The 21,375-nt window shown below is 69.9% G+C and carries 22 protein-coding genes and 1 pseudogene; 9 read left to right on the forward strand and 14 right to left on the reverse strand.

The window, feature by feature from the left end:
* Nucleotides 1–20: 20 nt before the first annotated feature.
* The 4 genes from ACFRIC_RS00135 to ACFRIC_RS00150 all read right to left on the reverse strand — a co-directional run bounded on the left by ACFRIC_RS00135 (nucleotide 21) and on the right by ACFRIC_RS00150 (nucleotide 4,599).
* Nucleotides 21–1,751 carry a RecQ family ATP-dependent DNA helicase gene (locus ACFRIC_RS00135; protein WP_382778186.1) on the reverse strand — a complete coding sequence of 577 codons (1,731 nt, stop codon included), beginning with the start codon at nucleotides 1,749–1,751 and terminating at the stop codon, nucleotides 21–23.
* 150 nt (nucleotides 1,752–1,901) lie between these two features.
* Nucleotides 1,902–2,666, reverse strand: coding sequence for a YqjF family protein (locus ACFRIC_RS00140; RefSeq protein ID WP_382778187.1), 765 nt, complete (start codon nucleotides 2,664–2,666; stop codon nucleotides 1,902–1,904).
* Between the two features lie 90 nt (nucleotides 2,667–2,756).
* On the reverse strand, nucleotides 2,757–3,665 hold the full coding sequence (locus tag ACFRIC_RS00145; protein WP_382778188.1) for a hypothetical protein: 909 nt from the start codon (nucleotides 3,663–3,665) through the stop codon (nucleotides 2,757–2,759).
* 193 nt (nucleotides 3,666–3,858) lie between these two features.
* Entirely contained in the window at nucleotides 3,859–4,599 is a 741-nt protein-coding gene (locus ACFRIC_RS00150; RefSeq protein ID WP_382778189.1) for a hypothetical protein, read from the reverse strand.
* A 593-nt stretch (nucleotides 4,600–5,192) separates the two neighbouring features.
* Between ACFRIC_RS00150 and ACFRIC_RS00155 the strand changes: the two genes are divergently transcribed.
* Nucleotides 5,193–6,044 (forward strand): helix-turn-helix domain-containing protein, encoded by an 852-nt coding sequence (locus ACFRIC_RS00155; RefSeq protein ID WP_382778190.1) that lies wholly within the window; start codon nucleotides 5,193–5,195, stop codon nucleotides 6,042–6,044.
* Between the two features lie 18 nt (nucleotides 6,045–6,062).
* Here ACFRIC_RS00155 and ACFRIC_RS00160 read toward each other — a convergent pair whose 3' ends face one another.
* Complete coding sequence (locus ACFRIC_RS00160; RefSeq protein WP_382778191.1) at nucleotides 6,063–6,272, reverse strand: DUF397 domain-containing protein; 210 nt, start codon at nucleotides 6,270–6,272, stop codon at nucleotides 6,063–6,065.
* Between the two features lie 446 nt (nucleotides 6,273–6,718).
* On the opposite strand from ACFRIC_RS00160, the gene ACFRIC_RS00165 reads away from it, so the two are divergent.
* The 4 genes and pseudogenes from ACFRIC_RS00165 to ACFRIC_RS00180 all read left to right on the forward strand — a co-directional run bounded on the left by ACFRIC_RS00165 (nucleotide 6,719) and on the right by ACFRIC_RS00180 (nucleotide 8,728).
* On the forward strand, nucleotides 6,719–6,931 hold the full coding sequence (locus tag ACFRIC_RS00165) for a hypothetical protein (RefSeq protein ID WP_382778192.1): 213 nt from the start codon (nucleotides 6,719–6,721) through the stop codon (nucleotides 6,929–6,931).
* Between the two features lie 240 nt (nucleotides 6,932–7,171).
* Nucleotides 7,172–7,798 (forward strand): hypothetical protein, encoded by a 627-nt coding sequence (locus ACFRIC_RS00170; protein WP_382778193.1) that lies wholly within the window; start codon nucleotides 7,172–7,174, stop codon nucleotides 7,796–7,798.
* 473 nt (nucleotides 7,799–8,271) lie between these two features.
* Nucleotides 8,272–8,376 (forward strand): annotated as a pseudogene (locus ACFRIC_RS00175) (IS630 family transposase); the annotation flags it as partial.
* 31 nt (nucleotides 8,377–8,407) lie between these two features.
* The gene (locus ACFRIC_RS00180; RefSeq protein WP_382778854.1) at nucleotides 8,408–8,728 is read left to right on the forward strand and encodes a MafI family immunity protein; all 321 of its coding nucleotides are present in this window, start codon (nucleotides 8,408–8,410) and stop codon (nucleotides 8,726–8,728) included.
* A gap of 26 nt (nucleotides 8,729–8,754) precedes the next feature.
* Here ACFRIC_RS00180 and ACFRIC_RS00185 read toward each other — a convergent pair whose 3' ends face one another.
* Complete coding sequence (locus ACFRIC_RS00185) at nucleotides 8,755–9,174, reverse strand: hypothetical protein (RefSeq protein ID WP_382778194.1); 420 nt, start codon at nucleotides 9,172–9,174, stop codon at nucleotides 8,755–8,757.
* Between the two features lie 311 nt (nucleotides 9,175–9,485).
* On the opposite strand from ACFRIC_RS00185, the gene ACFRIC_RS00190 reads away from it, so the two are divergent.
* Entirely contained in the window at nucleotides 9,486–10,475 is a 990-nt protein-coding gene (locus ACFRIC_RS00190) for an ornithine cyclodeaminase family protein (protein WP_382778195.1), read from the forward strand.
* Between the two features lie 344 nt (nucleotides 10,476–10,819).
* Here ACFRIC_RS00190 and ACFRIC_RS00195 read toward each other — a convergent pair whose 3' ends face one another.
* Together ACFRIC_RS00195 and ACFRIC_RS00200 are read right to left on the reverse strand one after the other, a co-directional pair.
* Nucleotides 10,820–11,107 (reverse strand): hypothetical protein, encoded by a 288-nt coding sequence (locus ACFRIC_RS00195; protein WP_382778196.1) that lies wholly within the window; start codon nucleotides 11,105–11,107, stop codon nucleotides 10,820–10,822.
* Between the two features lie 769 nt (nucleotides 11,108–11,876).
* Nucleotides 11,877–12,122: a hypothetical protein gene (locus ACFRIC_RS00200; RefSeq protein WP_382778197.1), complete on the reverse strand. Its 246-nt coding sequence runs from the start codon at nucleotides 12,120–12,122 to the stop codon at nucleotides 11,877–11,879.
* 885 nt (nucleotides 12,123–13,007) lie between these two features.
* Between ACFRIC_RS00200 and ACFRIC_RS00205 the strand changes: the two genes are divergently transcribed.
* On the forward strand, nucleotides 13,008–13,385 hold the full coding sequence (locus ACFRIC_RS00205; RefSeq protein WP_382778198.1) for a hypothetical protein: 378 nt from the start codon (nucleotides 13,008–13,010) through the stop codon (nucleotides 13,383–13,385).
* Nucleotides 13,386–13,970: 585 nt separating this feature from the next.
* Nucleotides 13,971–14,342 (forward strand): VOC family protein, encoded by a 372-nt coding sequence (locus ACFRIC_RS00210; RefSeq protein ID WP_382778199.1) that lies wholly within the window; start codon nucleotides 13,971–13,973, stop codon nucleotides 14,340–14,342.
* Nucleotides 14,343–14,687: 345 nt separating this feature from the next.
* Here the strand turns inward: ACFRIC_RS00210 and ACFRIC_RS00215 are convergent, their stop codons facing one another.
* Nucleotides 14,688–15,515: an alpha/beta fold hydrolase gene (locus ACFRIC_RS00215; RefSeq protein ID WP_382778200.1), complete on the reverse strand. Its 828-nt coding sequence runs from the start codon at nucleotides 15,513–15,515 to the stop codon at nucleotides 14,688–14,690.
* A 45-nt stretch (nucleotides 15,516–15,560) separates the two neighbouring features.
* Nucleotides 15,561–16,226 (reverse strand): DUF4097 family beta strand repeat-containing protein, encoded by a 666-nt coding sequence (locus ACFRIC_RS00220; protein ID WP_382778201.1) that lies wholly within the window; start codon nucleotides 16,224–16,226, stop codon nucleotides 15,561–15,563.
* 238 nt (nucleotides 16,227–16,464) lie between these two features.
* On the opposite strand from ACFRIC_RS00220, the gene ACFRIC_RS00225 reads away from it, so the two are divergent.
* The gene (locus ACFRIC_RS00225; RefSeq protein ID WP_382778202.1) at nucleotides 16,465–17,220 is read left to right on the forward strand and encodes a helix-turn-helix domain-containing protein; all 756 of its coding nucleotides are present in this window, start codon (nucleotides 16,465–16,467) and stop codon (nucleotides 17,218–17,220) included.
* Between the two features lie 22 nt (nucleotides 17,221–17,242).
* Here the strand turns inward: ACFRIC_RS00225 and ACFRIC_RS00230 are convergent, their stop codons facing one another.
* The 4 genes from ACFRIC_RS00230 to cimA form a co-directional block, all read right to left on the reverse strand.
* Nucleotides 17,243–17,770 carry an STM3941 family protein gene (locus ACFRIC_RS00230; protein ID WP_382778203.1) on the reverse strand — a complete coding sequence of 176 codons (528 nt, stop codon included), beginning with the start codon at nucleotides 17,768–17,770 and terminating at the stop codon, nucleotides 17,243–17,245.
* Nucleotides 17,771–17,938: 168 nt separating this feature from the next.
* Nucleotides 17,939–18,781: a DUF4097 domain-containing protein gene (locus ACFRIC_RS00235; RefSeq protein WP_382778204.1), complete on the reverse strand. Its 843-nt coding sequence runs from the start codon at nucleotides 18,779–18,781 to the stop codon at nucleotides 17,939–17,941.
* A gap of 177 nt (nucleotides 18,782–18,958) precedes the next feature.
* Nucleotides 18,959–19,474 carry a hypothetical protein gene (locus tag ACFRIC_RS00240; protein ID WP_382778205.1) on the reverse strand — a complete coding sequence of 172 codons (516 nt, stop codon included), beginning with the start codon at nucleotides 19,472–19,474 and terminating at the stop codon, nucleotides 18,959–18,961.
* Nucleotides 19,475–19,678: 204 nt separating this feature from the next.
* On the reverse strand, nucleotides 19,679–21,310 hold the full coding sequence (gene cimA / locus ACFRIC_RS00245; RefSeq protein ID WP_382778206.1) for a citramalate synthase: 1,632 nt from the start codon (nucleotides 21,308–21,310) through the stop codon (nucleotides 19,679–19,681).
* Between the last annotated feature and the right edge of the window lie 65 nt (nucleotides 21,311–21,375).

The following is a 21,375-nucleotide window of genomic DNA, read 5'->3' on the forward strand; positions in this document are numbered from 1 at the left end:
GCCGGTGGCGCAGAGGTGCGTCAGTTTCTCGTCGCGGTCGACGGCACCGGTGTCAGCAGGCCTCGTGCCTGGACGGCGGGGAGGGACAGGGTGCGATAGCCCACGCTCTCGAACAGGACGGTGATCCTGTTCCCCTCCTCGCTCATCACCTCGCCCTCGCCCCACGTCCGGTGTCCCACCCGTGTCCCGGGCGGGAAGGCGCCGTCGGACGCCACGGGCCCGAGCGGCTCAGGGCCCGTACCGGACAGGATGTCCTCGGTCCGGAGGGGGGCCTCCTTCAGCTCCTTCGTGCGGGCGCAGGTGTCGCAGCCCGCGCAGTCGCCTTCCGCGAGGCTCTCCCCGAAGTATCCGAGCATGTGCCTGCGGCGGCAGCCGTTCGTCTCGGCGTACGCCCGCATCATCTCCACCCGGGAACGCTCCAGATCGACACGGGCGGAGGCGATCCGCACCGCCTCGCGGACGCAGGCGTCCCGCCGTGCCCCGGGCACGGCCGCGATGGCGCCGCGGTTGCGCGTCGTCACGGCTCCGGCCTCCTCCAGCAGGTGCAGCATCGACGTCAGCGGGGTCGGAGACAGTCCGGTCCGTTCGCGCAGAGCGGTCGCCGTGACCGGTCCCGGGTGCTCGCGCACCGCGTCGATCAGCCCGCCCAGGACCTCCGGGTCGGGGGGTGCGCCGGTCCGGAACCGCTGCACGCCGAGGTCCTCGGGCCGGTAGGCGAGGATCGCCGTCGACGGCTTTCCGTCGCGGCCCGCCCGGCCGATCTCCTGGTAGTACGTGTCGAGGGAACCCGGCACCGACGCGTGCAGCACGAAGCGGATGTTCGGCTTGTCGATGCCCATGCCGAACGCGGAGGTGGCGACGACCACGTCGAGTTCGCCGTCCCGGAAGCGGTCGTGCGTGCGGGAGCGTTCGGCCGCCGCCAGCCCCGCGTGATAGGCGGCGCTGTCGAATCCGAGCGCCGACAGTTCCCGGGCGTACTCCTCCGCCTCCCGCCGTGTTCCCGCGTAGACGATGCCCGGTTTGGCCTCGGCCGCGGCCCGCTCCACCACCCACCGGCGCTTGCCCGCGTTCTCCCGGTGCCGTACGACCTCCAGGGTGATGTTGCGGCGGTCGAACCCCGCGACCACCTGGTGTGTCTCGCGCATGCCGAGGCGCTCCACGATGTCGGCCCGCACGGGGGCCGCCGCGCTGGCGGTGAGGGCGAGGAGGGGAGGCCGGCCGATGCGTTCGCGGACGTGGCACAGGGACAGGTAGTCGGGCCGGAAGTCGTATCCCCACGAGGACACGCAGTGCGCCTCGTCGACCACCATCAACGCGGGGCCGGCCGCGGCGATCTGCTCCACCACCTCGTCCTTCGCGAGTTGCTCGGGCGAGACGAACAGGAAGTCCAGGCGGCCCTCGCGTACGCGCTCCCAGACCGCTTCGTTGTCCCGGGGGCGCTGGGCGGAGTTGACGGCCGAGGCATCGGATCCCTCGATGCGGGCGAGATGGGCGACCTGGTCCCGCTGGAGCGCGATCAGGGGCGAGACCACGACGGTCGGCCCGTCCAGCAGCACCCCCGGTACCTGGTACACGGCCGACTTCCCGGCGCCGGTCGGCATCACCACGATGGTGTCGCGTCCCTCCATCACGGCTGTCATGGCGTCGAGTTGGGAGGGGCGCAGTCGCTCCCAGCCGAACACCTCGCGGGCGCAGCGGCGCAGACGTCTCCTGAGTGACCTGGTCCTGAAGTATCCGACCTTGGCACGCATGGCACTCCTGACGCCGTTCTCCGGTGAGTTCGGCGCTCGTGTACCCCCGAAAGGGACGGGAAACGGTCCGCTCGCAAGGAGTTGCGGTTCCTCGGAAGGTGCGGTTCCCCGGCCGTCGGCGGGAGGCCGGGCCCGACCGGCGGGTGGGGGTCAGGGTTTGTTCGGCGGGACGTGGCCGCGGGGTGTCAGGGCGGTGGGCCGGCCCAGGCGTACCGGGACCCCGGGTGAGTACAGGACGCTGACCGGCGGACGGTCGGGAGCCGGGAGTCCGGCCGCCGCGAGGAGGTTCTCCTCGCATGTGATCAGCTCCGCGCGGTGCAGCGGCCAGCGCGGATGGTCGTTGGCGAGGTAGCCGGTGCCGCCGGAGAAGGCGTTGTGCATGCCCCAGCGGGCCGTGAGGAACTGCTCCAGCCCGGTCGGGTCCGGGACGGGCCGGCCGACCCTGACGACGATGCGGCTCCGCGCCCGGGGGGTTCCGGGCCGGTGCCGGGCGCTCGTGTACGTGACGGTGTCACCGTCCGTTCGTACGTCCATGCGGGACCACAGGTACGGGAGGCGGAAGCCGAGGCGGCCCAGGAGCACCGGCACGAGCCGCGAGGCGTCCATGGACCGGAAGACGACCCCGCGGCGGCCGTACGCGTCGACCGAGTAGAGGCGCACGTTGGTCTCCGGGAAGGAGCCGAAGTACGGCACGCCGGGGAGCCGGAGCCAGCCCACCTTTTCCATCCGGAAGGCGACGAGACCGACGTAGGTGAGCCCGTCGTAGGTGTCCGCGGTGAGCCCGTGCGGCAGCAGCGGGGTCACAGCCGCGGGGTCGACGGCCCAGTGGATAAAGGTGAGGTCGAGCCACCGCTGGGTGAGGAGCGGGCTGCGCACCGCGGCCGGCGCGTCGGGCGTGATGGGCGTGGGGTGCACTCCACAAGGGTGCCGGATCGGGGGCGGGAGGCGGTGGGATCTCCCTGTCCCGCTCCGTGCCGGCCGGTGGCCACGGGAGCGTGTGGCTTCTCAGCCGTGCAGGGGGATCCTGTAGCGGCGGGCCGGTGAGGGCGGCCAGCGCAGGTGTACGCCGGTCGTGCGGGCGATGAGGCGCAGGTGGGGGCCGGTGTTGCCGACGTACCAGAGCGGGCGTTCCGCCCGGGTCCAGGCGTATGCGGGTACGCCTGCGTCCAGGAGGGTCATCAGGCGGGGTTCTTCGAGGGTCGCGGCGGCGAGGGCGTACAGCGCGGTCAGTCTGGGGGCGATCACGCCGTAGTCGAGCATCCGGGCCAGGGGGTGTTCGTCGAGAATGGTGTCCTCGGTGGGCAGCGTGACGGGGTACACCGGCGGGAAGGACCGGCCGAGGTCGAGGAACCACTTCACGGTCGCGTGGCGGGGGTCCACGAGCCGTGGCCCGAGCGGGGCCAGCCGTCCCAGCATGAGCCGCGGCCGTACGAGCATCGCGTGGGTGAACAGGACGCGGAGCAGGGCGACGTTCATCATGAACCGCTCCACCTGCGATTCCGGCGCGGCCAGGTGCTCGTGGCGCAGGTAGCCGGCGACGATGCTGGCGTTGTGGGCGCGGTACCAGGCGGCGGGCGACGGCTCGCGGATGCAGTCCACCCAGTACGCGACGCTTGTGCCGCTCGCCTCCCCCGGGGCGCCGGCGCACAGCAGGCCCGCCTCCACCTTGTCCCTGAGGAGCCCCTCGTTCACGGAACGCCACCAGGCGCTGCCCGGGTGCGTGCCGGACTCCGGGGCGAGCACTCCGCGTGCGGCGGACCAGCGCAGGAAGCTCAGCTCGGCGTGACCGTAGCGGCGCAGGGGCTCGGAGGAGTGCGTGTAGAACTCCTGCGCCAGCGCGAGGCGGGCGTCCACGTCGTCCCGGACCAGCGCGATCCGCCGCTCGGCTCGGGAGGCTGCGTCTGCATCGGACATGGGGATCCCATCGGCCTGCTGTCGCGTGAGGAGCCGAGAAACCCGGACCTTGCGCGCCGCTCCCCTCTCTTCAGGATCCGTGGTGGCGGCGGGTTCTGCTAGTCATGCCTGAGGAGCCGGTGCCAGCGCCTGGAAGCCAGGGGGGCGTCGGTGGGCGCTTCTACTGGAGGCCCGCTGGGTCCAGTCCTCGTCGTCATTCCTGGGCCTCGGAATCGGAGGACGTCCGGCGTCGCTCGATCGCGGCGTTCTGACGCGCCTGCTCGAGTGCATACCGTTCTGTCGCGACGCCATCACCCTGCTGCGGCAACGACGCGTAGCGGTCACTGGCGATCTGGTCGAAGCGGGCGCAGTAACGGCTGGCTGCCGCTTTGAGCGCTTCCGGGGCCGGCAACTGTTCCTCCGCCGTCCGCAGGGAACGCAGCAGATCCCGGGTCAGCCGCATGAGCCGGTTGAGTTCGCCCTGGGCAGTGAAGCTGCCCGTCGGACAGTGGCCTTGCTCGGCCGCGGCGCGGCGGGCCTGCTCCTCCATGGCAAGGATCACCGACTGGCGTCGCCGCTCGAGCGTACGGAAAGTGGAGCTCCCCGGATCGGCGACCACCGCCTCCGCCGCTTCGACAGCCCTGGCCAGTTTCGGTGAGAACCGTGTGGCGGCGAGGGCTTCGGCGTCCCTCTGCTCACGTTCAGCCTGAAGCCGCCGCTCGCGCAGCCCGGGCCATTCAGGAAACTCTTCTCGCCCCTGGCGCTGGCCTCTTGTCCGGGGTGCGGCCTTTTCCGCGCGGGTCAGACGCTCGTCCCAGTCCCCGCGCAAGGTGAAGCTGTAGGAACGACATCCCACGCTCCCCCATTCGCCGAATCCGTGCGACCAGCGTCCGGCGTCGAGCCTGACAACCGGCTCCCCGCAGTGCCGACACAACTCTGTCTCCTGACCGATCAACGTCCCGCCCCCTGTGTTCGTGCCACCGGCGGCGATCGCCTTGATACGGCCGGCGACGGCATCGTGTCACCAGGCACCGACATCGCCTCGAGAAGCCCACCGCGCAGAGGCCGGCAACGCGTTCCGGTAAGTCCGGCAACCGGGTGCCGCTGACGGGGTGTTGACGTGGTTCTCGTGTCTGCCCGGCACTCTGGGCGAACGGGGATTCGGATTCGCCGGCGAAGCTGCCGACTTGAACCGGCTTCCCCATGGCCTCAGTTCGGCGGTGCGGCTCGGCTCGCACGGGCGCGTCCCCCGCGGCCACTTCGGCACTGCCCTCCTCAACGACCGCGTCCTGCCCCCTGGCACGCACACCACACCTTTAACTCGAACGGGTGAATCGCGTTGATCTTCGCTTCCTGAATAACCCCTCAGAAGTGTCGTTTTTCCTCTGTCGTCACAACTTTCGTTCGATGATGTTTACGCGGCGACCCGGGTGATAGAGGCATAGTGACAGGTAGCAAAAATCCGCGAGTCAACAAGCTTCTGGTCGTCTTAGGGGCGGGCAAGGTGACGGGCCGCGGACCGACCTGTAGCAACACTAGGAGACAACCGTGCCCGACGCCGATCCGATCTTTCTCAGAAAGCGACTGAGCACTCAGCTGCAGGCAGCCCGCAAAGAGGCCGGCTTCTCGCAGCCGAACGTCGCGGAGGCGATGGTCTGGTCCCTCTCCAAAGTCATGCGCCTGGAGTCGGGCAGGGTGAAGATCTCCATCACCGACCTCAGGGCATTGATCGATTTCTACGGACTCTCCAAGGAGAAAGCCTCCGAGCTTCTCGCCAGCGCCCAGGAAGCACGACGCCAGCCATGGTGGCACGAATACCGGCAACTCCTTTCCGAAGGGTTCCAGTCATATCTCGGATACGAGGCGTCCGCATCGGTGATCCGGAACTTCGAAGCCCTTTACATTCCGGGACTCCTGCAGACAGAGGAATACGCCCGGACCGTACTGGACCAGTCCGTCGTACCGGAGAAGGACGACCTCCTGGAGCTCCGCATGAGGCGCCAGGAACGCGTGATCCATCAGTCCAGCGGCGTGGAACTCAACTTCCTGATCGACGAGTCCGCTCTCCGGCGCGTCGTGGGCAGCACCGCGATCATGGAGGCCCAACTGGAGTATCTGGCCACGATGAATGACCTCCCTCACGTCAGCGTGGGGGTCATTCCGTTCGCCGCGGGCCTGTACCCACTCCTGCGCTCACCGTACGTGATCTTCGAGTTCGCCAGTCCGGAACAGGACCGCGTCGTCTACCTCGAAAACCCTGACGGCAGCGTCATCCTCCGGGACAAGGCGACGGTCGGAGTCCACCGCAGCATCGAAGAATACCTGGAGTCATTCTGGGAGGTGGAGAACCAGTTCGCGCTCCCGGTCAACGAATGGCGCAGCTCACCACAGGCGGCCTGAAGAAGAGAACTCCGGCCGTCATACGCCGATCATCGACGGAACTCCGGAAACATCCTTGATGGACTGAAGGAAATAATTCCAGCATGGAGGGCTGATGACCAGGACGGATCCGCCGGGAGTTTTGGAATCCCGCACCATGATCGAATCTCCGCGCCTCACTTCGACACAGTTTTCCACACCGCTGACAGAGCTCTTGCACCATATGCGCGCCGGATCCGATAAGACCACAGCTCCCCCATCCGATTACCCGGACACCATCAGCGAGTTCCAGTTTCGCCAATCAGTATGACGCCAGCACCGTTGGCTGCCAAGGCCATCAAAATTACCCGGCTCGGCACGAAAAGGGAGGGAAAATGATGAGAAGAGACCACGAAATACTCTAAACTCGCAGCTCGGCAAGGGGTTTTCCGGCCAATAGCGCTTGGAGAGTCGTCGCAGCGGAAAGGGGAGTCGATCGGCCAGCCGGCAAAGCATCGGCCGAGGACTCCCCCATCGCGAAGCGCCTACGTCCACTCAAATGAACAAGGAAGCCTCATGGCAGATAGTAGCCCGACCCGTGTCGACAGGAAGGGTGCCTGTGGCTGCCCAGGCGCCCGCACCCCCGCGATGCCGGGCAACAACTACGGCACGTCACCGGCCACTTCAAAGATAGATCGGCGTTGGGGAGGGGTCTCATGACCTCTCCCTCCAGGCGCCCCCCAGCGTCGCGATCCCAGAAACTGCTCTCGATAGCCGTCGCTCTGCTCGGGGGGCTGTCGGCGAGCCTGGGCTCCTACATCGTCGCCAAGGAGCTGCACGCTTCCAGCCTCGACGCCGTCGGATGGGCAGGCTGCACCTTCATCGCCGTCTCCATGCTCGTCCTCAGAATCCTGGATGAACTCCGTTAGTCCGGCCGGGACTTCACCAGCTCTCCAGCCTGCCTGGCAGGGCGGCGACACGGGCCGGAGGGGACCGCGGCCGACGGCGTGAGCCGGTCCGCGTCGAGTGTCGCGGTGAGTGCTGCCGCGACACTCGACGTCCCTGCCGCAGGAAGTCCACGAGGGCGGCGCTTCCTCCGCGCGCTTCCTCGGTTGAGCCGCAACCGAATACAGTCGTGCCCCCGTAGCGGCTTGCGGCATGATCCATGGGTGATCATTGTGCGGCCCGTCCTGGAGATCCCGAGTCATGAGTCCTTCGACCTGTGGCCGGTCTCTGACGTCACGCCCTACACCTTCCTGGCGCTCGACGGAACGCTGACGCCGGCTGACGTGGGTACCGCGGTGATGGCGCTGGCCGCCTGCAATGACCTCGATCCCGGGGACGACCGTCCACCGCGTCCCGACGACCCGCTCGGCGGATTCCTCCACGGGCTGCTGACCATGGACCCGCTGTTCGCGGCGGGCGGGCTTCAGGTGACCGCCACCGTCACCGGCACCCGTCTGGTGCCGGGCTGCTGCAGCGGCCTGGAGGACCGGGGCGACTGGCTGGACGTCCTCGACGGTGACGGTTGCGCCGCGTGGCTCGGTCACGATCCCTCACCGTCCGCCGAACGCCACGGCTCCATGGTCCGCCTGACCGTAGACTCGGGTGCGGAGACCAGTCAGTGGATCGACGTGCCCGTGGCCGAGCTGCGTCACCTGCTGGCGGCAGCGGAGGAGGATCTTGCCGACTTCCTGGCCCTGGCCACCCGCTGGGCCGCCGAGCACCTGCCGGACCACGCGGAGCGCGTCGGCGATGCGATCGCCCGTGCTGTGGCGCTGCCGCCACGCAACTGAGCGGCGCGCACCGGGCGTTCGCCGATCCCGGATCGCTCCCTGGCCCACGCCCCTTCAGACACTCCCTGTCGAGCGTGCCGCAACGAAAAAGACCCCGTCCCGGGCAACCGGGACGGGGTCTTCGCAGAGCGCCGGGCAGGCCTTGCACCTGCATTTCCCCGCAGGAAGCGGGGCGTCTTTCCTTGGACCACCAACGCAACACCGACCAGCGCGACTTCCGCCGTTCAGCTCAAGATCAATCGTAACAGGACGGCGTGCCAGGCTCCAGGCCCGCAGGGCTGATGGCCTGATGGGCACGGGCCGGTGCCCTGCCTGGCCCGTCGGTGTGCACGCTGATGTGCTCAGGCGCGTACGGATGAACGTGCCCGGGAAGGACCGCGTGTCGTGGCTGCGGTGGTCGGTGCCCTTGAGAGCGAGGTGGCGCAGGGCCGCGAACTCGGCCTCGGTCCCGTTCAACAAGGATCCCTGGGTGAGATGCTCGGCACCCCGCCGTCCTCGCCGCCCAGCGCAAGGAGCGTGCTCGCATCCGCAGCGAGAAGGGCCTGCGCTGGGGCGGACGACCGACGAAAGTCGCGTGACCCCGATCAGGGCACCGACAACACTGGCGCCATGACCGATGATCGTGAAGCTCTGCAGACCAGCTGGGATCAGACCCGTGACCATCTCGGCGCCGCCCGAGCCCACCTCACACGCCTGCCAGACATCGATCTCTCAGCGACGCTGGAGTTCCTGGAGCACAACGAGCTGGGACTCGCCTTCGACTGCCTGGTCGATCTCGCTGACGACCTCGACCTGCCGCTCAGTTTCTGGCAGTGCTTGGACCGAGCGGCTCGTGAGATGCGGCTTTACAGCGATGCACTGCACAGGCCCCACCTCACGGCTGCCGACTTGTGCCGCCGTCACCTCGCCGCTGCCTCCGAGCAGGAATGATCCGCCAACCCGGCGAACCTTCCCGGTCAGAGCACAATCTCGAATCCGGAGGACTCGTCCCACGGAACCGCCCCCCACAGGTCCGCCACGGCGGCCCAAATGCGGTGCACCAAGGCCCAGTCGGGGTTGTCTCCGCTGAGGGTGACGGTGGCGAGCAAGTCGCTTCCCCAGATGCCCCACTCGTCATCGGGTGACGCGTCGATCACCCTCTCCGCGATCTCGGCCACGCCGACGTGTACTTCCAGTGTCAGCAGGTCCGCGACGGCGCCAAGGCCGTCACTGCTGCCCGTGCCGAGTCTGAACGCGGCCACCCAGTCCTCGAACGGCCCCAACCACTCGCCCCACAGACCGCCGCCGCCCTCCAGCAGGTGGTCCAGCAGGCGATCGAGCGCCTCGTCGCCTCTCTCTTCTCCGGAACGGCAGAAGAAGCTGAGTCGGTAGGCCACGATTCCCTCGTCGTCCGTGCTTGATCGGAAGCTGTTTCCAGTCGGCCATCATGCCCGCCGCACCCACGAGCGCGGTCGGCGAAGTCCGATGGCGCAGCCCAAGAGGTTCATCGATTGTGACGCCCTTGGGCGTGATGGGCATCGGGCCGGCGCTCCACCCGTAATGCCGGTGTGCACGCTGATGTGCTCAGGCGCGTACGGATGAACGTACCCGGGAAGGACCGCGTGTCGTGGCGGGGCGGCGAGGGTGGGGCTGACGCTTGGGCCGGGCGGTCGTCGGCCGGGCGACCGGGATCAGGAGGCTGAAGCGCATGCTTGTTCTGGGCCGCTCGCAGGTCGAATTCCTGCTCTCCTTGGACTCGCTGATCGACGCCCTGGCCCCGGCGATGGCGGACCTCAGCTCCGGTCGCGCCTCAGTACCCGACCGCGTCGCCGCCCTGGTGCCCGAACGTGACGGCTTCCTGGCGGCCATGCCGGGTTTCCTGCCGTCGGCCAGGGTGCTCATGACCAAGCTGGTGTCGCTCTTCCCGCACAACGACGGGGTGTCGCTGCCTACGCATCAGGCGCTGATCGCGGCGTTCGATCCGGACACCGGCGAGCCCGTGGCCCTGCTGGACGGTACGGCCATCACCGCGGCGCGGACCGGAGCCTGTTCCGCGCTGTCGGCACGGCTGCTGGCCCGCAAGGACGCGACGGTGCTGGCGGTGCTGGGCACCGGGGTGCAGGCCAGGTCCCACGCCCACGCGATCTGCCGGGTCCGCCCGATCCGGCACATCCGCGTGGCCGGCCGGGACCCGGTGAAAGCCGCCACCCTGGCCGGGGAGCTCTCAGCCGTCCTGGAGGCCGAGGTCCGGGCCGTGTCCGGCTACGCCGAGGCGCTCGAGGGCGCGGACATCGCCGCCGCGACGACCCACGCCGTCGAACCCGTGATCCGCCGCCCCTGGCTGACGCCCGGGGTGCACATCACGTCCGTGGGGTACAACCCGGCCGGCCGCGAGATCGACGACGCCACCGTCGCCGAGGCGCTGGTGTGCGTCGAATCGCGCCGCGCCGTGCTCTCCCCGCTCCCCGCGGGCAGCAACGACCTGCTCGCGCCGATCCGCGACGGCCTCATCACCCCCGATCACGTGCACGCCGAACTGGGCGAACTCATCACCGGCAGCAAACCGGGGCGCACCTCGCCGGACCAGATCACTCTCTACAAGTCGGTCGGTGTGGCGGTGCAGGACGCCGCGGCCACGGCCCTGGTCGTGGCGGCCGCCCGCGAGCGGGGAATCGGCGAGGAGATCACGCTGGGCTGATGCCGCCGGCCACGTTCGCCCGTACGCGGCTGAGCGCACCCGTGAATCCGCCGCCTCGCCGCCTCCAGGCCACCGGCTCTGCTCCGACACCGGCTGCGCCACCGGTTCCAGGCATCGAAAAACCCCGTCCCGGGCAACCGGGACGGGGTCTTCACAGAGCGCCGGGCAGGCCTTGCACCTGCATTTCCCCGCAGGAAGCGGGGCGTCTTTCCTTGGACCACCAACGCAACACCGACCAGCGCGACTTCCGCCGTTCAGCTCAAGATCAATCGTAGCAGGACGGCACGCCGTGCTCCAGACCTGCGGAAACGACCGTCACAGCGCTGCCGGCCCTGGCAGGGGTGTCAGCTCAGCCAGTCGTGCCAGCGGGCGTGGATCGGTGCGCACTTCCCCGACGCCCTCGCCTTCTCCGCCCGGCGTCTCACGTACGCCTCGCCCGCAGGCGTGAGCTCACCCGATGCGCTGACGTACGTGCTCGGCCCCATCAGGACCACAGGATTGGCGCACGGCGGCGTCACCGGGCGAGTGGCCCACCAGACGAACCCCGCGACCAGCGCCACCGCGACCCCCGCCACGGCACGCCGCCGCGGGGGCCGCTTGCGCGGTGGCCACTCCGTCCAATGGATGATCACGCGCCGAGAGTAGCCCCCGGCGACAAGCGCAGCCGCCGCAACCGACTATCCCCGTGCGAGCCCTTGCCCTGCGTGCAGGGAAGTCCCCTGCGGGCTGTCCGTCTGGGGGGCTTCCACCGCCCGAACGGGATCAGGCAACTCAACTGCTGCGGCACCTGGGATGGGTTGCCTCGTGCAGACCGTGGCGGGGCAGGCAAGGTCCGTCCAGGCCTTGGCATACCGATGGTGGTGGACGCCGTCGTCGGGCGGGGGACGCCCTCCCGCCGGCCGCCTGCCCTGGCCGGCAACTGGCAGCCGGCCCTCGGCAGACGCGACGCCTCGACGGCAACCGCGGTGCTGGACGCCTCGGTGTACCGCGTTGCAGCAGCACGCCTTCCCCATCAACCGTCGGCCGATCGACGGCGACGGCGTCTGTCAGTCCGGGTGTGTCCACCACGCGCACCCGACTACTCGGGGCCGGGCACGCCGGCGACGGTGCCGGCGCACTGAACAGCGCGGTCACCCACGAGGTCTTGCCGCCGGAGTAACCTCCGAAGACCCCGATGGTGATCGCCGTGTCGGAGTGCCGGTTCAGTTGCCGGCGAAGCGAGTTCAGTTCCTGGCGAAGCAACTCGAGCCGTTCGGCGTGCGAGCGTTCGGGACTGTCCGTGGCGGGCGGGCGCGCGACCTGCGCCGGGGAACTGGGGAGTCGCTGGTCGTACAGGATCATCGTGCCCCTCCCTCACGAGTCGGACGGATGCACCGGGCGGCCGGAGCCGGCCGACGGACGTCAGAAGAACCGGAGCCGGACCGGGGACTCCTCGCCGGGCTCCCGGACAAAGAGCTCTCCGCCACGGCTGGCGATCTCCTCCAGGTATGCGTAGACCTGGATGGCGCGGTTGATCGTGTCCGTCTTCGTGTCACCTGACAGGCCGGCGGCGGCTTCCAGGGCCGCGGAGGACCGGGCACTGAGGTTGACCGTGACGCGTTCGGCGGTGGTGGTTTCTCGTCGGCTGGATGCGGTGCTCGCAGTCATCTTCCACGCTTCCTCAATCGTCGCACCGCCGACCCCCGTCGGGCGGTGACGGACCACACTGCGCGCACACGTCGGGCGATCGACACGCCGAAGCAGGCATACCCCGGCCTTTGCCGCGGCTGCCTACTTCCCCCAAGTCGTGCAATCGGCACCCACGAGCGAACCCCAACGATCGCCCATGAGCCCGCACCCCCGTAGCTCCCCACCTGTGCCAGTGTGGTGATGTCGGTCCAGTACACTCCTTATCCCCCGTGACGTCAAGTTAAAAACCATCTGATCGGCGCTTGTTACGCGGATTATTCGCATGTGGCATTCCGTTCAGACTCTCAACTCCTGGCATCCGGGCACAGAGATACGGGACAGAAGAGCGGCCCCTCCAGGAGCTTGAAGCGGCCGCACCGCCCGCGCGCGGATGCGCGTGCAGGCGGACCGCCATGTGGGAGACCATCACCCCGAGGGCCGGCCGGCATGGGGGAATCGCCTCCAACTGGGCGTCACCGGAGGGAAGTCGTCCGAGGCGCCCCCCTCCGGCGCCCCCGCACCCCCGGATGTCCGGTAACTCCGTTGCGCAGCACGGGAACCGCCATGGGGACACCCTCACGCCGGGGCCATCACGGGCGGACCGCACCCCGGACGGTACGACGGCGGCCCACATCGGCATCACGCGCAACAGGAGCCACCCAGCCCTCCAACTGGCATATAAACAGCATGCATTGGGCGCCTTATCGGCATGCATCATCTGGTCATCCGCCTTACGGCGGTGCTACTTTGTTGCGTAGAGTCGACTCAAGATCACTAAGGGTGGTTGCAGTCGCTCCGCCGGGACCGCGCACGAACGGCGGCCGCGGCCCTTCCAACATCGACGTCGCGATGGATGGCAAGCGCATGACCCACACCAACGGCTCAACCACCCGCACCACCGACCTGACCAACGAACAGCCCGACGAGGGCCGCGGGGTCCTGATCGACAAAGAGACGGCCTCCGTCCTCATCGACGTCCGTCACCTCAAGGCCGAAGTGCGACTGGTGACCTCCGCCGAGTCGCCCACCGCCCGCAGCATCCCTCTGCTGGCCGTCGGGGTGATCGCGGTCCTCGCGATGACGGCGGTCGGCTCGGTCCTGGCCTCGGCCGGCGCCTCCGCCCCCATCATCGCCACTACAGCCGGCGGCCTGTTCGTCTTCTCCTTCGCCGCCGGGCTCTATGCGGTCTTCCGCACCCCCCGACGACGGCGCCTGCTGCGCCGACGCCGCCCGCGCGCCTGACCGCCCCGCGCACCGACGCGCAACCGGCACCCGCGTCAGCGGACAAGCCGAACGACGCCTGACGCCGCCCCTGACACATCACCCGGGTGGCCGCCCGCCGTACCGTGCATTCTCGGCACCAGTTCCACGACAGCGGGCGGCAAGGCTTCCCGGACCGGACAGTGTCCGGGGCCAGGCGTTCACGAATCTCCCGGTCCGCAGTGCGCGACCCTCCCCCGCCACCACCCGCGGTATCAACCCAGGGATCAACTCCCTTTCTCAGCATGTGAGTTCACGAAGCAGAATCGCCTCACCAGGAAGCTTCGGTGGACTTGGTCCGCAGGTTGCCGCGCAGACGGCGGCAACCTGATTCGCACTCCGCGCCCGCGTGTGGCCCAACTCCCGTGCCCAGGAACCAGGTCGGAGGGACAGGGCAGCCTCCGTGCGGGAGCCTGCGGAGTTCCGGGCCGCGCGACCAGCTCTCGTCGGCGACGCAGGGATGCGTGGGCGTGAACCGGACAGGAGCGTGTGGCCGGGGTCCCGGCCGGTAGGCGGGCGTCTCTAGGGTGTTGGCCGAGGAAGTCCACTGGCCGGTCCGGAGGTGTCATGCCCCAGCGCATGAGGTTGAGCGCGATAACCCTTGACTGCCCTGATCCGTTGGCACTGGCGGCGTTCTACCGGCAGGCCACCGCCCTCGAACCGCACCCGAAGTCGGACGTGGACTTCGCGGGTCTCAACCGTGAGGACGGACTCTTCATCGGTTTCCAGCGAGTGGACCGCTACCGGGCTCCTAGCTGGCCCGGTCAGAGCGTGCCGCAGCAGCTTCACCTCTGCTTCGAGGTCGAGGGGGACCTGGAGGAGGCCGAGGCCCGGCTGCTGGAACTGGGCGCGGGCAGGCTCAACCACCAGCCACACGCACCCAGGGCGCTCATCCTCACCGATCCCGCCGGACATCCCTTCTGCATCACCAAAGGCTGAGCGAGGGCGTAGGGGCCGCGAACCGGCCCGAATCATCGGCTCCGGGGACGAAAAAAGACCCCGTCCCGGGCAACCGGGACAGGGTCTTCGCAGAGCGCCGGGCAGGCCTTGCACCTGCATTTCCCCGCAGGAAGCGGGGCGTCTTTCCTTGGACCACCAACGCAACACCGACCAGCGCGACTTCCGCCGTTCAGCTCAAGATCAATCCTAGCAGGACGGCACGCCGGGCTCCAGACCTGCGGAAACGTGCGGCGGCGCAGGGCGAAGGAGTGAGGGTGAACGCTGTCGCGGAGGTAGCGTTCAGCGTTCACCCTCGGGGGGCTCAGGTGGTGGGCGGGTGTGGTGTCAGTTCGTGTCACGGGCCGGGGTGGTGGTGTCGCGGATGGCCTTGGCCACGGCCTTGTAGTCCTTCTTCAGGATCGCGTCGTGGTTGCTGGGGACCTTCGCGCTGATCTCGATGTTCGGGTTGCGGGCGGTCACCGCGTCCAGGGCGGCGCGGATCCGTTCCTGTTCGTCGCCCTTGCTTCCCAGGGACGCGCCGGAGGCGACGACGTAGCGCACCGGGACGGTGATGCCGTCCAGGACCGGGGCCAGTTCGCGTTCGCGGGCGAGCTTGCCGAGTTCGATGTTGGTGGCGGCCATCTGGTCGGCGTTCATCCGCGGGGCCAGGCCCGTGGGGCGCAGCAGCGGCAGGAACCAGCCCATCCTGCGGAACAGTTTCCGGATCCGCGCCTCCATGGCCTCGTCCAGCCAGTCGTAGGGCTGGGCGCCTTCGACCAGGACGGCGCCCAGGGCGCGCGTGGGGTTGCGGTGGGCCCAGTGGGCCCCGACGAACGCGCCGTAGGACCAGCCGGCCACCACCGCGCGGTCCACGCCCCGGGCGGCCAGGACGGCGTCGACGTCACGGACGGCCGCCTCGAAGGAGTAGTCCGCCGAGCGCCTGGATTTGCCTCGGGCGCGTTCGTCGTAGGTGATGTGGCGCCATCCGGGGCCCAGTTCGGCGATGACCCGCCGCCAGTAGCCCTGGGTGGCGAACTGGCCGTTGAGGTAGAGGACGGGGATGCCGGGGCCGCCGGTGTCGGTGACGGCGAGGGCGGTGTCGTCGACGGGGACCATGCCGGTCCATGTCGTGCCGTTCGAGGGGGTGTTGTTCCCGTTCCCGTTCTTGGTCATGAGGGTTCTCCTGTGTTGGTGGGTCGTCTGTCGGGGCGAGGGGGCTCAGAGGCTGCGGGTCGTGATGTCGCCTCGGGCGGTCGTGGCGTGGATGTCGAGTGCGGTGGTGCCGTCGTTCTTGAGGGTGTTGGCGATGCGGCCGGTGCCGGTGTCCGCGGCCAGGGCGGCCGAGACGCCGGGGGCGGCGGTGACGGTGATGTCGCCGAGTTGGGTGTCCAGCGTGAGCGTGCCGCGTACGGCTTCGGCGATACGGATGTCGCCGCGGGCGGTGCTGATCCGTGCGGGGCCGTCCAGCCGGCCGACCTCGACGTCGCCGTCGCTCGCGGTCAGGTGCAGGCTCGCGGCCTGATCGATCCGGATGTGACGCCAGGCGCCGTCGAAGGCGATGTCGCCGAGGCGTCCCTCGCAGCGCAGTTCGGCACTGGCGGTCGTGGCCTCGACGCGGGAGCCGGCGGGGAGCCGGACGGTGACGTCCAGGGATCCGGCGGCGCCGAGGAGGCCGTTGCCGGTCTCGGGGGCGGTGATCCGCAGGACGCCGTCGGCGCAGGTGACGGTGGTCCGCTCGGCGGCCTTGGTGTCGCGGCTCTTGGCGGGGTCGGCGGGCAGGACCTCGACGGTGGTGTCGGTGCGGTCCGCGGCGATGAACCGGACGCGTCCGGCGGGGAGGTCCAGGACGGCGGAGACCGGGGCGGGGGTGGTGAACGTCTGCATCGTGCGCTCCTTTGCTCAATGTCGTTTCTGACATTGGAAACGCTACGTTGCTTTCCAATTTCGGGCAACATAGTCGTTGCATGAAAGCGGCATCTGCGCAGGTGGTTGCGGTGAAAATGTTGCAACCGGTCAGGGAGTAACGCAACATCCCTCGACTCGATCATTGCAATGGGTGAGAGGTGAACGCTATAGTGAGCGGGTCCAGGGACCGTTGCGAGGGATCACCGAGGAGACCGCGATGCCGGGAGGCAGACTCACCCAGCAGGAACGCCAGCAGATCGCGCTGGGGCTGGCCGACAGCCTCCCCTACGCCGAGATCGCCCGGAGCCTGGGCCGTCCCACCTCGACGGTCACGCGGGAGGTGATGCGCAACGGCGGTCCCACCGCCTACCGCGCCCATCTCGCCCACCGCGCCACCGAGCGCCGCGCCCACCGGCGCAGGACCTCCCCCGCCCGCGGGACGGAGGCGCCTCCCCTGGCGCACGGACGCGACGCCGAGGCGGTGGCCGAGTACGAGGAGACCTTCACCACCGTCCTCATGGGCTCGGGCATGCCCAAGATCCCGGCCCGGGTGCTGACGTGTCTGTTCACCTCCGACGCGGGCAGCATGACCGCCTCCGAGCTCGCCCAGCGCCTCCAGGTCAGCCCGGCATCCATCTCCAAGGCCATCACGTTCCTGGAGAGCCAGAGCCTGGTGCGCCGGGAGCGCGACGAGGGGCGCCGCGACCGATACGTCGTCGACAACGAGCTCTTCTACCAGGCGACGATCGCCAGCGCCCGCGCCAACGACGAGGTCGTCAGGACCGCGCGCCAGGGCGTGGCCGTCCTTGGCCGTGACACCCCCGCCGCCGTCCGCCTGGAGAACGTCGCCCGCTTCCTCGACTTCATCAGCGAGAGCATCACCCGCGCCGCCGAACAGGCCCGCGAGGTCCTCCACACCGGTCCCAGGACGGCCCCGCAGGACACCGCGACGGAGGACGCCGACCACGACTAGCGCGGGCCGGCCGGCAGGACGCTCAGTGCTGTACGGCGAGTCCGGGGCGGTGGCGCAGCATCGCCTCCAGGACCGCCTCGGGCGGCACCGGCAGGGTGTTCGTGGTCATGTTGGCCGGGCCGAAACCGAGCCGTGCGTTCATGGACGCGGTGCCGCGGACGAGCCGGGGCGCCCGGGCCAGATAGGCGTCCGGGTCGTGCAGCACCAGCTCGATGAACCGCTGCGAGGTGTTGCGCACCCGCTGCTCGCGTATCCGAACGGCGGCTATCTCCTCCCAGCCGAACCGGCCCAGGCTGACGTGGTCCACTCCCGTGTCGTCCAGCACCAACTCCGGCCGGCCGCGGAGCAGTCGGCGGCCGATGAGCACCGAGCACAACCCGAAGAACGGCACGGCCAGCGCCCCGGCCACCGTCATCTTCACGTCGCTGTGGGCGGCCAGGAAGCCGACGCCCGCGGCGACGAAGACCAGCGAGCCGGCCAGCATGGCCCACACGCGGCCCTTGGCGAGCGGGTAGACCGTCGGGGGCAGGGGAACGCCGTCATTGATCACGGGCTCAGACGATAGGACCGGAGCCCTGGCCGACGGAAGCCCTTTATCGCAGACCCTCCGTACGCAGACCCTCCGATGCGCGGGCCATCCGGTGCACAGACCCTCCAACGCACAGGCTCCGGTGCGCGGGCCGTCCGGTGCGCGCACCTGCCCGTGTGCGGGCCCCGTTCAGGTGCGGGCGCGGCCGACGCGGATGTCGCCGTGACCGGTGCGGGCGCGGATCCTCACGGTGTCCTCGGTCCGCTCCGGGGGCCCGGAGGCGGTGAGGGTGTTGCGTACCCGGCCGGAGCCCGCGCTGATGTCGAGCCAGGCGGCCGTGCCCTCACGGACGCCGACCTCGACGGCGCCGTGCGCGGTCTCCAACCGGACGGCGCCACAGGCCACTTCGTCCACGCGCACGGTGCCGTGGGCGGTGGTGGCGGTCACCGAGCCGGCGGCGCGCCCGATCTCGATGTCGCCGTCGGCGTTGCTCACCCGCAGTTCGCCGGTCGCGGTGTCGACGCTCGTGCCGCCGTGGGAGTTCCTCAGCACGGCGGGGCCCTCGATCAGGCCGACGCGCAGGCTGCCGGTGCTGGTGGTGATCTCGGCCTTGCCCTCGACCCGTTCGACGGTGACCGAGCCGTGCGCGGCGGTCAGGTGCAGCGGGCCGGTCGTGGACAGGCGGGTGTCGCCGGATGAGGTCTTCACCCGGACCTCGCCGAACCGGCCCTCGCCAAGGACCTGGGTCCAGGCCCCGCTCACGTCGAGGTGGGAGCCCGTGGGCAGTTCGACCGTCACGTCGACGGTGCCGGGGCGGCCGAACCGGCCGGAGCGGGGCGTGCGGATCGTCAGGGTGCCGCCGGTGTGTCCGACCTCGGTCCGCTCGGCCGTCCGCGCGTCGAGGCTCTTCTCGGGGTCGCGGGGGCGTACCTCGACGACGGTGTCGGTGCGTTCGGAGGCGGTGAAGCGGATGGAGCCGGCATCCACGCGCGCCGTGACCTCGATCGCGTCGGGGGTGTCGAAAGTAGGCATGGCCGCCCCGTCCTCCGGGTCTTCAGGTCCCGAGTCCCAAGGCCCAAGGCCCAGGTCGGGGATCTCAGGTCTCAGGTCTTCGGGTCTCAGGTCTTCGGGTCTCAGGTTTTCAGTGGTCCCGCTGGTGGGGCGGGTGGTGTGTGAGGTGGTGCGGGCGGATGCCCGGGAGGGGCGGGGTCAGCGGACCCAGCCGGTGAAGCTCTGTCCGGCCCGGGCCCGCTCGGGGGCGCGGGTGCGGGGGCCGCCGTCGACCGCGGCCGCCACCGCGCGTACCAGCCAGGCGTTGACCGACAGGCCCTCGCGGCTCGCCGCCTCCTCGGCGCGTGCCTTGAGGTGGGCGGGCAGGCGCAGGTTGACGCGGGCGGTGCCGCCCTCGTCGCCGTCGGCCGGGGCCGGGGCCCTGAAGGGCTCGGTGGACTCGGCCGGTTCCGTGGCGGGCTCGTCGTCGGCGGGGGGCAGCGTCACCACGAAGGCGGGGTCCAGGCCGCGCAGCCGTACGTCGACCGAGCCGGGCGCGAGCTCACGGGTGATCTCGTCCATCGCGGCGGACAGGACGTTGAGCATGACCAGCCGGGTCGCCGACTCCAGCGGGGCGGTCAGCCGCTCGGCCAGCTCGCCCGCTTCCTTGCCGCCGGCCTCGGCGGCCACCGCGAGTTCCCGGCGGAGAGTGTCGACGTACGGCGTGAGATCCATGGCGCCATAATCGCATCATTGTGGCACCACGCACAAGCAGCAGGCCCGGCAAGCAGGGGTGCGCTCCCCCTGCGGGCCCTTCATCTGCGGGAACGTGAGGGGCCGTCCGGGACATCGTGGCGCCATGCGCGAGGCGGTTGACGGTCGCGCCCAAGTTCTCTGCGGGCGGCGGGAGTTCGGGGGCCGCCTGGCCGGTCCCGGGCGTCAGCCGACGGGGTCGACGCCGGCCCGGAGCAGGCCGTAGGTGTACGCGTCCTCCAGTGCCTGCCAGGACGCGGCGATGACGTTCTCGGCGACGCCCACCGTGGACCACTCGTGCGCCCCGTCGGTCGTGGAGATCAGGACCCGGGTGGTGGACTCCGTGCCGTGCCGGGCTTCCAGGATGCGGCCCTTGTAGTCGACCACGCCGAGGCGGGCGAGCTGCGGGTAGATCTGCTCCAGGCCCACGCGCAGGGCGCGGTCCAGGGCGTTGACGGGGCCGTTGCCCTCGGCGGCGGCGACGATGCGCTCACCCTTGGCCCACAGTTTCACCGTGACCTCGCTGGCGTGGCTGCCGTCGGGGCGGTCCTCCAGGATGGCCCGCCAGGACTCGACCCGGAAGTAGCGCAGCGGCCTGCCCGCGACCTCGGCGCGCAGCAGGAGTTCGAAGGAGGCGTCGGCGGCCTCGTACGTGTAGCCCTGGAGTTCGCGCTCCTTGACCCGCTCGACGACCCGGCCGACCAGTTCGCGGTCGCCGCCGAGGTCGATGCCGAGTTCCTTGCCCTTGAGCTCGATGGAGGCGCGGCCGGCCATGTCGGAGACGAGCATCCGCAGCCGGTTGCCGACGAGTTCGGGGTCGATGTGCTGGTACAGGTCCGGGTCGATCTTGATGGCGGAGGCGTGCAGGCCGGCCTTGTGCGCGAAGGCGGAGACACCGACGTAGGGCTGGTGGGTGGAGGGGGTGAGGTTGACGACCTCGGCGATGGCGTGGGAGATGCGGGTGGTCTCGCGGAGCTTGCCCTCGGGCAGGACCCTCATGGCGTACTTGAGTTCCAGCGCGGCGACCACGGGGAAGAGGTTGGCGTTGCCGACCCGCTCGCCGTAGCCGTTGGCGGTGCACTGCACGTGGGTGGCGCCCGCGTCGACGGCGGCCAGGGTGTTGGCGACCGCGCAGCCGGTGTCGTCCTGGGCGTGGATGCCGAGGCGGGCGCCGGTGTCCGCGAGGACCGTCTGCACGATCGCCTGGACCTGGGCGGGGAGCATGCCGCCGTTGGTGTCGCAGAGCACGGCCACGTCGGCGCCGGCCTCGTGCGCGGCCCGCACGACCGCCTTGGCGTAGGCGGGGTTGGCGCGGTAGCCGTCGAAGAAGTGCTCGCAGTCCACGAAGACCCGGCGGCCCTGCGCCACGAGGTGGGAGACGGTGTCGCGGACCATCTCCAGGTTCTCCTCCAGCGTGGTGCGCAGTGCCAGTTCCACATGCCGGTCGTGCGCCTTGGCGACCAGCGTGATCACCGGGGCACCGGAGTCCAGGAGTGCCTTGACCTGGAGGTCCTCGCTCGCCGTGGCGCCGGCCCTGCGGGTGGCGCCGAAGGCGACGAGCCGGGCGTGCTCGAGGTCGAGTTCGCTCTGCGCGCGGGCGAAGAACTCGGTGTCGCGGGGGTTGGCGCCGGGCCAGCCGCCCTCGATGAAGCCGACCCCGAAGTCGTCCAGGTGCCGCGCGATGGCCAGCTTGTCCGCCACGGTGAGGTTGATGCCCTCGCGCTGCGCGCCGTCGCGCAGCGTCGTGTCGAAGACGTGGAAGAGATCGCCGAGTTCGCCGGTGACGTTCCCGGTGTGTTCGCTCACGCTGATACTCACGCCGATCGTCTCCTGTTCGGGATCTCGGTCCACCGGGATGGCCGGCTGCACCGTCCATCTATGGC

This window comes from Streptomyces sp. NPDC056738 (assembly GCF_042790435.1).
In the GTDB taxonomy this organism is placed as follows: Bacteria; Actinomycetota; Actinomycetes; order Streptomycetales; family Streptomycetaceae; genus Streptomyces.

Coding starts and splice junctions, on each gene's coding strand:
- ACFRIC_RS00135 (WP_382778186.1), bottom strand. CDS start 1,751: ATGCGTGCCAAGGTCGGATACTTCAGGACCAGGTCACTCAGGAGACGT.
- ACFRIC_RS00145 (WP_382778188.1), bottom strand. CDS start 3,665: ATGTCCGATGCAGACGCAGCCTCCCGAGCCGAGCGGCGGATCGCGCTG.
- ACFRIC_RS00165 (WP_382778192.1), top strand. CDS start 6,719: ATGACCTCTCCCTCCAGGCGCCCCCCAGCGTCGCGATCCCAGAAACTG.
- ACFRIC_RS00180 (WP_382778854.1), top strand. CDS start 8,408: ATGACCGATGATCGTGAAGCTCTGCAGACCAGCTGGGATCAGACCCGT.
- ACFRIC_RS00190 (WP_382778195.1), top strand. CDS start 9,486: ATGCTTGTTCTGGGCCGCTCGCAGGTCGAATTCCTGCTCTCCTTGGAC.
- ACFRIC_RS00200 (WP_382778197.1), bottom strand. CDS start 12,122: ATGACTGCGAGCACCGCATCCAGCCGACGAGAAACCACCACCGCCGAA.
- ACFRIC_RS00205 (WP_382778198.1), top strand. CDS start 13,008: ATGACCCACACCAACGGCTCAACCACCCGCACCACCGACCTGACCAAC.
- ACFRIC_RS00210 (WP_382778199.1), top strand. CDS start 13,971: ATGCCCCAGCGCATGAGGTTGAGCGCGATAACCCTTGACTGCCCTGAT.
- ACFRIC_RS00215 (WP_382778200.1), bottom strand. CDS start 15,515: ATGACCAAGAACGGGAACGGGAACAACACCCCCTCGAACGGCACGACA.
- ACFRIC_RS00220 (WP_382778201.1), bottom strand. CDS start 16,226: ATGCAGACGTTCACCACCCCCGCCCCGGTCTCCGCCGTCCTGGACCTC.
- ACFRIC_RS00225 (WP_382778202.1), top strand. CDS start 16,465: ATGCCGGGAGGCAGACTCACCCAGCAGGAACGCCAGCAGATCGCGCTG.
- ACFRIC_RS00235 (WP_382778204.1), bottom strand. CDS start 18,781: ATGCCTACTTTCGACACCCCCGACGCGATCGAGGTCACGGCGCGCGTG.
- ACFRIC_RS00240 (WP_382778205.1), bottom strand. CDS start 19,474: ATGGATCTCACGCCGTACGTCGACACTCTCCGCCGGGAACTCGCGGTG.